General features: G+C 41.9%; 7 protein-coding genes, 3 tRNA genes and 3 rRNA genes. 1 reads left to right on the forward strand and 12 read right to left on the reverse strand.

Annotation, left to right across the window (positions count from 1 at the left end):
• Positions 1-98: 98 nt before the first annotated feature.
• The 9 genes from AC3B5D_RS04925 to ruvA all read right to left on the reverse strand — a co-directional run bounded on the left by AC3B5D_RS04925 (position 99) and on the right by ruvA (position 8,238).
• Positions 99-171 (reverse strand) — tRNA-Val (locus AC3B5D_RS04925).
• Between the two features lie 4 nt (positions 172-175).
• Positions 176-292: ribosomal RNA gene (gene rrf / locus AC3B5D_RS04930) — 5S ribosomal RNA — on the reverse strand.
• Positions 293-366: 74 nt separating this feature from the next.
• A 23S ribosomal RNA gene (locus AC3B5D_RS04935) occupies positions 367-3,282 on the reverse strand.
• A 203-nt stretch (positions 3,283-3,485) separates the two neighbouring features.
• Positions 3,486-3,558, reverse strand: a tRNA-Ala gene (locus tag AC3B5D_RS04940).
• Between the two features lie 70 nt (positions 3,559-3,628).
• Positions 3,629-5,203: ribosomal RNA gene (locus AC3B5D_RS04945) — 16S ribosomal RNA — on the reverse strand.
• Together the 16S, 23S and 5S rRNA genes with 3 tRNA genes alongside form the textbook arrangement of a ribosomal RNA operon.
• A 178-nt stretch (positions 5,204-5,381) precedes the next feature.
• Positions 5,382-5,453: transfer RNA gene (locus tag AC3B5D_RS04950), tRNA-Gly, on the reverse strand.
• Between the two features lie 112 nt (positions 5,454-5,565).
• Entirely contained in the window at positions 5,566-6,612 is a 1,047-nt protein-coding gene (queA, locus tag AC3B5D_RS04955; protein ID WP_489841107.1) for a tRNA preQ1(34) S-adenosylmethionine ribosyltransferase-isomerase QueA, read from the reverse strand.
• Between the two features lie 15 nt (positions 6,613-6,627).
• On the reverse strand, positions 6,628-7,635 hold the full coding sequence (ruvB, locus tag AC3B5D_RS04960; RefSeq protein WP_489841106.1) for a Holliday junction branch migration DNA helicase RuvB: 1,008 nt from the start codon (positions 7,633-7,635) through the stop codon (positions 6,628-6,630).
• A 15-nt stretch (positions 7,636-7,650) separates the two neighbouring features.
• The gene (ruvA, locus tag AC3B5D_RS04965; protein ID WP_489841105.1) at positions 7,651-8,238 is read right to left on the reverse strand and encodes a Holliday junction branch migration protein RuvA; all 588 of its coding nucleotides are present in this window, start codon (positions 8,236-8,238) and stop codon (positions 7,651-7,653) included.
• Between the two features lie 417 nt (positions 8,239-8,655).
• Here ruvA and AC3B5D_RS04970 point away from each other — a divergent pair, with 417 nt between their 5' ends.
• Positions 8,656-9,885, forward strand: coding sequence for a multidrug efflux MFS transporter (locus tag AC3B5D_RS04970; protein ID WP_489841104.1), 1,230 nt, complete (start codon positions 8,656-8,658; stop codon positions 9,883-9,885).
• A 66-nt stretch (positions 9,886-9,951) separates the two neighbouring features.
• Here the strand turns inward: AC3B5D_RS04970 and AC3B5D_RS04975 are convergent, their stop codons facing one another.
• From AC3B5D_RS04975 to obgE, 3 genes are all read right to left on the reverse strand, one after another.
• Complete coding sequence (locus AC3B5D_RS04975; RefSeq protein ID WP_489841103.1) at positions 9,952-10,566, reverse strand: DUF1361 domain-containing protein; 615 nt, start codon at positions 10,564-10,566, stop codon at positions 9,952-9,954.
• Positions 10,567-10,644: 78 nt separating this feature from the next.
• Positions 10,645-11,346 carry a YigZ family protein gene (locus AC3B5D_RS04980; protein ID WP_489841102.1) on the reverse strand — a complete coding sequence of 234 codons (702 nt, stop codon included), beginning with the start codon at positions 11,344-11,346 and terminating at the stop codon, positions 10,645-10,647.
• 127 nt (positions 11,347-11,473) lie between these two features.
• Entirely contained in the window at positions 11,474-12,784 is a 1,311-nt protein-coding gene (obgE, locus tag AC3B5D_RS04985) for a GTPase ObgE (RefSeq protein ID WP_489841101.1), read from the reverse strand.
• Positions 12,785-12,789: the final 5 nt, after the last annotated feature.

The following is a 12,789-nucleotide window of genomic DNA, read 5'->3' on the forward strand; positions in this document are numbered from 1 at the left end:
AATGTTCCTTTTTTTATGAAACGACGATAAACAAAAATAAAAAGTTACCAATTTTTGGTAACTTTTCTAATAAAATTATGTATATCTTTAAAAAAAGATGGACGTTACAGGGTTCGAACCTGTGACCCCCTGCTTGTAAGGCAGGTGCTCTCCCAGCTGAGCTAAACGTCCATATGCATCGCAATGTCCTATCCTCGCAGGAGGCGATCCTCCAACTACTTTCGGCGTAACTGAGCTTAACTGCTGTGTTCGGTATGGGAACAGGTGTGACCTCAATGCCATCATCACGACACGTTTCTAATTGAGTGAACTTAGTTCCCTCAAAACTGAATCATAATTGCTTTTTTGCCTTACACCACTTGCTACTTGGTTAAGTCCTCGAACCATTAGTACTAGTCCGCTCCATGCGTCACCGCACGTCCACTTCTAGCCTATCTACCTCATCATCTTTGAGGGGTCTTACTTCATTACTGAATGGGAAATCTCATCTCGAGGCGAGTTTCACACTTAGATGCTTTCAGCGTTTATCTCATCCGTACATAGCTACTCAGCGATGCTCCTGGCGGAACAACTGATACACCAGTGGTACGTCCACCCCGGTCCTCTCGTACTAAGGGCAGCTCCTCTCAAATTTCCTACGCCCGCGACGGATAGGGACCGAACTGTCTCACGACGTTCTGAACCCAGCTCGCGTACCGCTTTAATGGGCGAACAGCCCAACCCTTGGGACCGACTACAGCCCCAGGATGCGATGAGCCGACATCGAGGTGCCAAACCTCCCCGTCGATGTGGACTCTTGGGGGAGATAAGCCTGTTATCCCCAGGGTAGCTTTTGTCCGTTGAGCGATGGCCCTTCCATGCGGAACCACCGGATCACTAAGCCCTACTTTCGTACCTGCTCGACTGGTAAGTCTCACAGTCAAGCTCCCTTGTGCCTTTACACTCTGCGAATGATTTCCAACCATTCTGAGGGAACCTTTGGGCGCCTCCGTTACCTTTTAGGAGGCGACCGCCCCAGTCAAACTGCCTGCCAGACACTGTCTTCCACCACGCTTAGTGGTGTGAGTTAGAGTGTTCATACAACGAGGGTAGTATCCCACGTTTGCCTCCATCGAAACTAGCGTCCCGATTTCTACGGCTCCTACCTATGCTGTACAAGCTGCACAAACACTCAATATCAAGCTACAGTAAAGCTCCATGGGGTCTTTCCGTCCTGTCGCGGGTAACCCGCATCTTCACGGGTCTTTAAATTTCACCGAGTCTCTCGTTGAGACAGCGCCCAGATCGTTACGCCTTTCGTGCGGGTCGGAACTTACCCGACAAGGAATTTCGCTACCTTAGGACCGTTATAGTTACGGCCGCCGTTTACTGGGGCTTCAATTCGTACCTTCGCCGAAGCTAAGCACTCCTTTTAACCTTCCAGCACCGGGCAGGCGTCAGCCCCTATACGTCATCTTACGATTTTGCAGAAACCTGTGTTTTTGATAAACAGTCGCCTGGGCCTATTCACTGCGGCTCAGCTTGCGCTGAGCACCCCTTCTCCCGAAGTTACGGGGTCATTTTGCCGAGTTCCTTAACGAGAGTTCACTCGCTCACCTTAGGATGCTCTCCTCGACTACCTGTGTCGGTTTGCGGTACGGGCAGGTAAACACTAACTAGAAGCTTTTCTCGGCAGCGTGACATCACAGACTTCCCTACTTGATTTCGGTCCTCATCACAACTTGTCCTTATGACAGCAAGCATTTGACTCACTCTCAGACTTATTGCTTGACCCAGCTTTTCCAACTGCTGGGTTCTGTTAGCCTTCTGCGTCCCTCCATTGTTCAAACATGTTCACCTGGTACAGGAATCTCAACCTGTTAGCCATCGACTACGCCTTTCGGCCTCGCCTTAGGTCCCGACTAACCCTGGGAGGACGAGCCTTCCCCAGGAAACCTTAGTCATACGGTGGACAGGATTCTCACCTGTCTTTCGCTACTCATACCGGCATTCTCACTTCTAAGCGCTCCACCAGTCCTCACGGTCTGACTTCATCGCCCTTAGAACGCTCTCCTATCGCGCCACTAATGTGGCACCCGTAGTTTCGGTGGTGTGTTTAGCCCCGGTACATTTTCGGCGCAGAATCACTCGACTAGTGAGCTATTACGCACTCTTTAAATGGTGGCTGCTTCTGAGCCAACATCCTAGTTGTCTATGCAACTTCACATCCTTTTCCACTTAACACACACTTAGGGACCTTAACTGACGATCTGGGCTGTTCCCCTTTCGACAATGGATCTTATCACTCACTGTCTGACTCCCGGACATACGTGATTGGCATTCGGAGTTTATCTTAATTTAGTAACCCGAGATGGGCCCCGCACCAAAACAGTGCTCTACCTCCAACACGCTATCTTCCGAGGCTAGCCCTAAAGCTATTTCGGAGAGAACCAGCTATCTCCAAGTTCGATTGGAATTTCACCGCTACCCACACCTCATCCCAACATTTTTCAACATGTACGGGTTCGGGCCTCCAGTGCGTTTTACCGCACCTTCACCCTGGACATGGGTAGGTCACCTGGTTTCGGGTCTACAACAACATACTCGAACGCCCATTTCAGACTCGCTTTCGCTACGGCTCCGGTCTTTCCACCTTAACCTTGCATGTTATCGTAACTCGCCGGTTCATTCTACAAAAGGCACGCTATCACCCATTAACGGGCTCTAACTTGTTGTAGGCACATGGTTTCAGGAACTTTTTCACTCCCCTTCCGGGGTGCTTTTCACCTTTCCCTCACGGTACTGGTTCACTATCGGTCACTAGGGAGTATTTAGCCTTACGAGATGGTCCTCGCAGTTTCCGACCGGATTTCACGTGTCCGGCCGTACTCAGGATCCTACACGGGAGTTTGCTTACTTTCGCATACGGGGCTATCACCCTGTTTCGCTCAGCTTCCCAGCTGCTTCTGCTAATAAACAAATTTGTAACTCCACAACGGTAGTCCTACAACCCCAGTGTGCAAGCACACTGGTTTGGGCTTCTCCGCGTTCGCTCGCCGCTACTGACGGAATCGATTTTTCTTTCTTCTCCTGTTGCTAATGAGATGTTTCAGTTCACAACGTCTACCTTCGTTCAACTATGTATTCATTGAACGATAACTTGCATCACAAGTTGGGTTCCCCCATTCGGAAATCCCCGGATCATAGCTTACTTACAGCTCCCCGAGGCATATCGGTGTTAGTCCCGTCCTTCATCGGCTCCTAGTGCCAAGGCATTCACCATGCGCCCTTAATAACTTAACCGATCAACTCTCGTTGATGATTTCGTTTGAGTATTGTGACTCAATGGTCACAAGCGATTTTAAACTGATTTAAAAAACTCAAAAAATTACGCGGTGTATTTTTTCGGCTCAATTTAATTGATTAATATCAATTGAAATGAATTTAAAAAATTTACAATTATGATTCAGTTTTCAAAGAACTAATAAGCAACCGTTTGGTTGCAATGGAGAATATCGGGATCGAACCGATGACCTCCTGCTTGCAAAGCAGGCGCTCTCCCAGCTGAGCTAATTCCCCATATTTGAATGTTAACCACTCAAAACTAAATATCGTTTCGTTGACTGTGTAGGTTTCCGATTTTCCTTAGAAAGGAGGTGATCCAGCCGCAGGTTCTCCTACGGCTACCTTGTTACGACTTCACCCTAATCATCTGTCCCACCTTAGACGGCTGGCTCCTAAAAGGTTACCCCACCGGCTTTGGGTGTTACAAACTCTCATGGTGTGACGGGCGGTGTGTACAAGACCCGGGAACGTATTCACCGCGGCGTGCTGATCCGCGATTACTAGCGATTCCGACTTCATGTAGGCGAGTTGCAGCCTACAATCCGAACTGAGACATACTTTAAGAGATTAGCGCACCCTCGCGGGTTGGCGACTCGTTGTATATGCCATTGTAGCACGTGTGTAGCCCAGGTCATAAGGGGCATGATGATTTGACGTCATCCCCACCTTCCTCCGGTTTGTCACCGGCAGTCTCACTAGAGTGCCCAACTGAATGCTGGCAACTAATAATAAGGGTTGCGCTCGTTGCGGGACTTAACCCAACATCTCACGACACGAGCTGACGACAACCATGCACCACCTGTCACCTTGTCCCCGAAGGGAACATCCTATTTCTAGGATTAGCAAGGGATGTCAAGACCTGGTAAGGTTCTTCGCGTTGCTTCGAATTAAACCACATGCTCCACCGCTTGTGCGGGTCCCCGTCAATTCCTTTGAGTTTCAACCTTGCGGTCGTACTCCCCAGGCGGAGTGCTTAATGCGTTAGCTACGACACTCAAGGGCGGAAACCCTCGAACATCTAGCACTCATCGTTTACGGTGTGGACTACCAGGGTATCTAATCCTGTTTGCTACCCACACTTTCGAGCCTCAACGTCAGTTACAGTCCAGAAAGCCGCCTTCGCCACTGGTGTTCTTCCATATATCTACGCATTTCACCGCTACACATGGAGTTCCACTTTCCTCTACTGCACTCAAGTCATCCAGTTTCCAAAGCCATTCCTCAGTTGAGCTGAGGGCTTTCACTTCAGACTTAAATAACCGTCTGCGCTCGCTTTACGCCCAATAAATCCGGATAACGCTTGGAACATACGTATTACCGCGGCTGCTGGCACGTATTTAGCCGTTCCTTTCTGGTAAGATACCGTCACACACTGAACAGTTACTCTCAGTGCCGTTCTTCTCTTATAACAGTGTTTTACGAGCCGAAACCCTTCATCACACACGCGGCGTTGCTCCATCAGGCTTGCGCCCATTGTGGAAGATTCCCTACTGCTGCCTCCCGTAGGAGTATGGGCCGTGTCTCAGTCCCATTGTGGCCGATCAGTCTCTCAACTCGGCTATGCATCATGGCCTTGGTAAGCCTTTACCTTACCAACTAGCTAATGCACCGCGGGTCCATCTCTTAGTGATAGCAGAACCATCTTTCAACCAACAACCATGCGGTTGTTGGTATTATACGGTATTAGCACTTGTTTCCAAATGTTATCCCCTGCTAAGAGGTAGGTTACCCACGTGTTACTCACCCGTTCGCCACTCTTTGTCAGATAAAATCAAATCTGAGCAAGCTCGTCATTTCATTTAAAGACAAAGCGTTCGACTTGCATGTATTAGGCACGCCGCCAGCGTTCATCCTGAGCCAGGATCAAACTCTCATTTTAAAAGTTTGAGTATCACTCAATTGTTGTTATTTGTTTAACAGAAGTTAAACGAATTTATTAGCGAATTGACTTCGCAAATGTTTTTGTATCAAGCAAATTGCTTGATGACCCTACACATTTGTTTCATCGAAACGATATTCAGTTTTCAATGATCAACATCACATCAACAAAGATGTTAAGCGGACGACGGGAATCGAACCCGCATTCCCAGCTTGGAAGGCTGGAGCACTAGCCATTGTACTACATCCGCAAAGCGCTTATTTATCAGCAACAATATATATAATACACATATCACTAAATAAAGTCAACACTTTTATCACGCAACTAGTATCACTTCTAATAAAGAATAAATGCTATCAGTACTAATGATGGATAAACATTGCATCCCCAAAACTAAAGAAACGATATTTTTCTGCCACAGCATGCTTATAAGCATTCAAAATATTATCACGACCAGTAAATGCGGCAACCAACATCACTAATGTTGATTTAGGTAAATGAAAATTCGTAATAAATGCATCAACAACCCGCCATTCAAAACCTGGTTTAATAAATATATCTGTCCAGCCAGAATCAGCATGTAATTCACCATCAAACTTTGCACCAATTGTTTCAAGTGTTCGAATTGATGTGGTTCCTGTTGCAACAACACGACCGCCATTTGCACGTACTTCGTTCAACGTTTGTGCTGCTTCCTCACTTAATTGATAAAATTCAGAGTGCATCTTATGATCATCAATATTATCCTCCTCAACCGGTCTAAAAGTTCCTAAACCAACATGGAGCGTCAATTCTACTAACTTGATACCTTTATCAGCTACTTTTTGTAACAATTCTGGTGTCCAATGTAAGCCGGCAGTCGGTGCAGCTGCAGAACCATTAACTTTTGAATAAACCGTTTGATAACGTTCTTGATCTTCAAGTTTCTCTTTAATATAAGGAGGTAATGGCATTTCTCCAAGTTCTTCTAAAATTTCTAAAAAAATACCATCATAATGAAAAGCAATCATTCGACCACCATGTTCGAGTTCCTCAATAACTTCAGCTGTTAATTTACCATCTCCGAAAACAATTTTCTGTCCAACCGGATATTTACGAGCTGGTTTAACCAACGTCTCCCAAACATCACCATGATCTTGACGCAATAGCAATACTTCAACGTGTCCGCCTGTTTCAGGACGTACACCGTATAATCTTGCTGGTAAAACACGCGAATTATTCATCACCAAAGCATCCCCTGGATTTAAATAATCAATAATGTCATAAAAATGACGATCATGCATTTCACCTGTATCAGCATTCAATTCCAATAAACGAGAGCCATCTCGTTTTTCCAATGGTGTTTGTGCAATTAATTCATGTGGTAAATTATAATCAAAATCATTCAAACTATTGTATGTTTCCGTCATTTATTATACTCCTAACTACTTTTTATCAGGTAAAGGCAAGTGTAAATGTTCATATGCTGCTAATGTGACAACTCGTCCTCGCGGTGTACGTTGTAAAAAACCAATTTGTAGCAAATAAGGTTCGTACACTGATTCAATGGTATCAACTTCTTCACCTATATTTGCTGCAATTGTATTGACGCCAACGGGTCCACCTTGATAAAAATTAATCATCGTTTCTAAAATTTTATGATCAACTTCATCCAGGCCCTGACTATCTATTTGTAATAATGCTAATGAAAAATTGACCATTTCATCATTAATCGTTTGCAAGCCTTTAACCGTTGTAAAATCACGAACACGTCTTAACAAACGATTTGCAATTCTAGGCGTCCCTCGAGAACGCCTTGCTAATTCAAATGCGCCTTCGTCAGCAATTTCAATATTAAAAATATTAGCCGATCGCTTAATAATCGTTGCTAATTCCTCCGCTGTATAATACGCCATATGCTCAACGATGCCAAAACGATCCCGTAAAGGTTGCGATAACATACCGGCTCGTGTGGTCGCACCAATTAGCGTAAACGGTGGTAAGGGAAAATGGATGGGATGAGCAGTTGGACCCTCACCAGCGATGATATCCACATAAAAATCTTCCATAGCTGAATAAAGCATTTCTTCAACTTGTTTTGGCATTCGGTGTATTTCATCGATAAATAAAACATCACCAGGTGCTAATTCATTTAATAACGCTAATAAATCGCCTGATTTTTCTATAGCTGGTCCAGAGGTCGTTCGTAATCCAACACCCATCTCATTAGCCACAACCATCGCTAAAGTTGTTTTCCCTAATCCAGGAGGCCCATAAAGTAACATATGGTCTAACGGTTCCGAACGTTGCTTTGCTGCTTCAATATAAACATGTAATCTTTGTTTTAAGTCTTCTTGACCAATGTATTGTTGCAATGTACTAGGACGTAGTGTTTGCTCTATTGACTGTTCACCAGTGTCAGTATGCATATCATGTAAAACATCCTCTGCCATCTAATCTCCTCCAATCTATTGCAGTAATTTCAAACCAGCACTCACATATGCCGCAGTCGTTAGATTTTCTTTCTTTGATAGTGCCTTCTCCACACGTTTAATCTCTTTTTTTGCATAGCCCAACGCTTCAAGGGCTAGCAGTGCATCCACTAATGCTGGATTTGTTAAATCTGTTTGTATAGGCTTAGGATCACTGGTTGGCGCTGTTAAATCTGTCAATTTATTTTGTAAATCTAAAATAATTTGCTGTGCTGTTTTCTTACCAATGCCTGGAAACTTGGTCAAAAAGCCAACATCATTTTGCATAATCGCATTTACTAACCCAGTATGATCACTGTTGGCTAATATTGCTAACGCTGATTTTGGACCAATGCCTGAAACATTTAACAATTTTTGAAACAAGTTCTTATCGGCTTTATCCAAAAAGCCATACAATGCTTGATCATTATCACGAATAATCTGTTCAACATAAACTGTCATTGTGCTATTCAATGCAAATGCATATGGATTAGCGACTAAGACACGATAACCAATACCCTGTATATCAACAACAATATAAGTTGGTAAAATTGCTGTAATTGTCCCCTTTAGATATTCGTACATATTTATCTCCCATTCTCTAAATCACTTTTCTATTATAACAGAAAAAATTAACTCATCTGATAATCCCACAATGACAATATGTGATTTTTTTTACAATAAAATTCACAATTTATTCATATTTTGGCTTTATGATAACCATATCGACTTAAAGATAGGTTGTGAGTAAGCCTACACTCATAACTTGGTCGTTTCGTCACCCACATGGCGAAGAGTTTTTACTTTCCTAGTAAATCTACTCAATTAACATATCTCTTATTAAACCTACAACAAGAAGGGACTGGTTCTAACCAGTCCTTTTTTGTTGTCTTTTAGTTTCTTTTAAAGCATGACACTATCCTAATAGATTTATAACGTGCACGAATATTATAAAACGAGTAAAATGAATACTTATAAAAAACAAATTAGTGGGAGACAAATATGTTAAAACAAAAATTGTCAGAATTACCGACTTGGCAACGCAATCTTTTCGTCCTTTGGTTCGGTGTATTCATGACTGGCATTGGTTTTAGTGAAGTCATGCCCTTTTTGTCCCTATATGTGGATACCCTGGGAGATTTCACAAAAAATCAATTAACTTTTTATAGTGGGTTGGCATTTTCAATCACATTTTTGATGACAGCTATTATTTCACCATTTTGGGGGAAATTAGCTGATAGCCGCGGTCGTAAACTTATGTTGTTAAGAGCTTCATTAGGTATGGCTATTGTCTTCTTCTTTATGGGCGCTGCACAAAATATTTGGCAACTTGTATTTTTACGTGCATTACAAGGTTTATTTGGTGGTTTTATCTCAAATGCTAACGCCATGATTGCCACACAAACCCCAAAAGAACAATCAGGTTATGCTTTAGGCATGCTGGTGACTGGTGTCACAGGTGGTCAACTACTAGGTCCTTTTATTGGTGGTGTTTTAGCATCAATTGTTAGTTACCGAATTTCCTTCATTATCACTGGTGTTATTTTTGTTCTTGTATTTATTCTTGTCTTTACATTAGTCAAAGAAGAATTTACACCTATTACTCGTGGTAAGTCACTCACCCGTAAAGAAATTTTCAAACAATTAAAATACCCCAAACTAACAATAGGTCTTTTTTTAACAACTTTCATTATTCAAATTGTCAATCAGTCGATTGGTCCTATTGTCGCTCTCTTTGTTCGCGAATTAAATCATGGTGCTGGTAGTACGACTCTATGGGCTGGTGTTGTTGCAGCTATGCCAGGTATTGCAACCATGCTAGCAGCACCAAGATTTGGCCAACTTGGTGATCGAATCGGTACCCATCGTATTATGCTAATTGGTTTTATTTTGGCTTTTGTTTTTATGCTACCAACCGGTTTCGTGACCGCTGTCTGGCAACTAGCTGTCTTACGTTTTATGATCGGTATCTCAGATGCAACAATGTTACCGGCTGTACAAACGCTCTTAACTAAGACCACACCAACACAAATTACATCACGTATCTTTGCCTATAATCAATCGTTCCAATCACTTGGGTCTGTCGTTGGACCAGTTATGGGAACTGTTGTTGCGATGTTCTTTGATTATCGTGGTATCTTTATTGCTAGTGCTTTACTAATCGTTCTCAATGCTGGTCTATTCTTTTATCGCACGAAATCATTAAAAAACGATGATTCACTTAATCTGTAAAAAAACTCAATATCGCCTCCAAGATGTCCAAAATTGACATTGTATGTGAGACGATATTGAGTTTTTTTAATCGATATTAATGCGTCTAATCACATGATATAGCGTTAACAAGGCAAATTGTAAAGCACCAAATGACACAACAAAAACAAGGCTATGCATTGAAATTGAGGCAATAAATAACGTCAATACTTTGTGTGGATTGCTAATAATTTCCCACGAATTTATTCGTAAAAATCGACCTAAATAGATACCATATGCAGATAAAATGGACAACACAATGTAAAAAATAACTGTCCAAATAGCAGATAATTTTTTACAATATATTTTTGCAATGGTATGTGCTGCAGATAAACCAAATAACAACCCCATTAAAACACCTACTGCTAAGATAGCATAATTAAAAAACTGGGTTTCTGTCATCAAACCTGTCCCAATCGATGATAAATGACTAAAATCAGTTACCATGTACATGGCATTTGGGAAAAAGACCAACCACACAATGGATAATATTATTTGTAACAGACGATGCCCCTGTAACTTTCGAATGACTATTGCTAAGTCAAACGGAATCAATGCTAAAAATAAATTCCAAATTAAAAAATTATAATTAGTTGGTACTAACCAAATAACGATTACCAAACAAATCGCAATTAAATGTACCCGTAAAATATCTTTTTTCATTTTTCTTCCAATACGATATGACTCATGAATTCAAAAGTCATTTTACATTGCTCCAACTAAATGCACCTTAAAATAAACTTATTTCAAAGTTTCCGTACGTGCATTAACAGTTTGCTGATAGGGTATTTCATACCAATTAACTTCACCCACCGTGATTTTAATTTGACCTGCCATTTCGTTTATCACTGCTTGTTGAAATAACGCCATTTTATCATCAGCAACAGCTGTTTTAATTGTCACAGCTGTTCCATAGCTTGTATCAATGATCTGATATTGCTGTTGTTCTAACCAATATTTTAAAGGTTCGTATTGTTTATACGTTATTTGTAAATTAACCTCATGCCGTTGAATCCGTTCAATTAAGCCACTTGCTTCAACGCCACCAACAACCGTTCCTGCATAGACTCTGACCAAACCACCGGCGCCTAGTTTTATTCCCCCAAAGTAACGTGTCACCACCACAGCGACATCACGAACTGCGTTATTTTTTAAGACCTCTAACATTGGTACACCAGCTGTACCAGCAGGTTCACCATTATCTGAATAACGCTGAATTTCATTTCGATTTCCTAAAATATAGGCCCAGACATTATGAGTTGCTTTATGATGCATTTGACTAACGTCTGCAATAAATTGCTGCGCTTCTTGTTCGTTTGATACGCGCGCTATATTCACAATAAACCGTGATTTTTTAATCACTTGTTCCCAGGTTACTTGTTTCTCTGCAATGGTAATGTATCTACCCAACTCACTAACATGTTCAACTTGGTTACCTGCCACGATACTTTCTCCTTTTCAATAATTTATAAAATATTAGTACTTGAAAATACCAAAAAGGTCATTAACCTAACCATTTAGAATTGGTAGATTAACGGCCTTGCTGTAACAATTAAAAAATTGTTAGTCATTATTCTTCATACTCAAATTGGAAATCCAAAATTTGGACAATGTCACCATTTTTGGCACCCGCCGTATACAACGCCTCATCAACACCCATAAATCTAATTTGTCGGGCAAAGCGCATTAATGATTCTGTATAATTAGTATTTGTCCGCTTAAATAAACGTTCAATTTCGTTACCAGACAATATCCAAACACCATCTTCATCTCTTGTTAGCTCAAATGGTTGTTCCCGATTTTCAAACTCATAGTTAACTTGTTCATCATCTGTATCTACCATGCCCTTTGGTACGAAGATAGGCGTTTCATCAAGTAAATCAGCTGTCCGACGTAATAACGGTTCCAGTCCTTCACGTGATAATGATGAAATTGGCATAATTTCAATATCATCTGGTACATGAACATCTTTGTGTAATTGTTCTTTAAACATCTCAAGAGCTGTTTGTGCATCTGGCATATCCATCTTCGTTGGTACAATAATTTGTGGTCGTTCAAGCAGTGCTGGATCATACGCTGCTAATTCTTGATTGATTTTTAAATAATTATCATAAGGATCTTGTTCAGGATCAACACCTGACATATCAATCATGTGTAATATGACACGTGTTCGCTCAACGTGACGTAAAAATTGAATTCCTAAACCAACACCTTCAGACGCACCTTCAATAAGTCCCGGTAAATCAGCCATTACAAAATCACGACCATCTTCTAAACGGACCATACCCAGATTTGGCACTAAAGTCGTAAAATGATATGCTGCAACTTTAGGCTTTGCTGCAGTGACAACTGATAACAGTGTTGACTTGCCAACAGATGGGAAACCTACAAGCCCTACATCTGCCAATACACGAAGCTCCAAAGCAATATCCAATTCCTCACCAGGCTCACCATTTTCAGCAATTTCTGGTGCTGGATTTTTTGATGAAGCAAAGCGAATATTACCACGGCCACCACGACCACCTTTAGCAATGACCAACCGCTGTCCCTTTTCAGTTAAATCACCAATCACTTGACCAGTTTCAGCATTCGTAATCGTTGTCCCCTGTGGCACTCTGATAATTAAATCTTCCGCAGACTTACCAGTCATTCCTTTGGTTGCACCATTGCCACCAACTTTTGCCTTGAAATGACGCTTGTAACGGAAATCCATCAAAGTACGTAGCCCTTCATCAACAACCATGACAACTGAACCACCGTGACCGCCGTCACCACCAAACGGTCCACCCATATTAATATATTTTTCATGACGGAATGACACCGCGCCATCGCCACCTTTTCCTGCTTTTACAAAAATTTTTACTTGGTCGACAAACGCCATCGTTT

The organism is Weissella sp. ESL1177 (assembly GCF_058107185.1).

Coding starts and splice junctions, on each gene's coding strand:
- obgE (WP_489841101.1), bottom strand. CDS start 12,784: ATGGCGTTTGTCGACCAAGTAAAAATTTTTGTAAAAGCAGGAAAAGGT.
- ruvB (WP_489841106.1), bottom strand. CDS start 7,635: ATGGCAGAGGATGTTTTACATGATATGCATACTGACACTGGTGAACAG.
- AC3B5D_RS04975 (WP_489841103.1), bottom strand. CDS start 10,566: ATGAAAAAAGATATTTTACGGGTACATTTAATTGCGATTTGTTTGGTA.
- ruvA (WP_489841105.1), bottom strand. CDS start 8,238: ATGTACGAATATCTAAAGGGGACAATTACAGCAATTTTACCAACTTAT.
- AC3B5D_RS04970 (WP_489841104.1), top strand. CDS start 8,656: ATGTTAAAACAAAAATTGTCAGAATTACCGACTTGGCAACGCAATCTT.
- queA (WP_489841107.1), bottom strand. CDS start 6,612: ATGACGGAAACATACAATAGTTTGAATGATTTTGATTATAATTTACCA.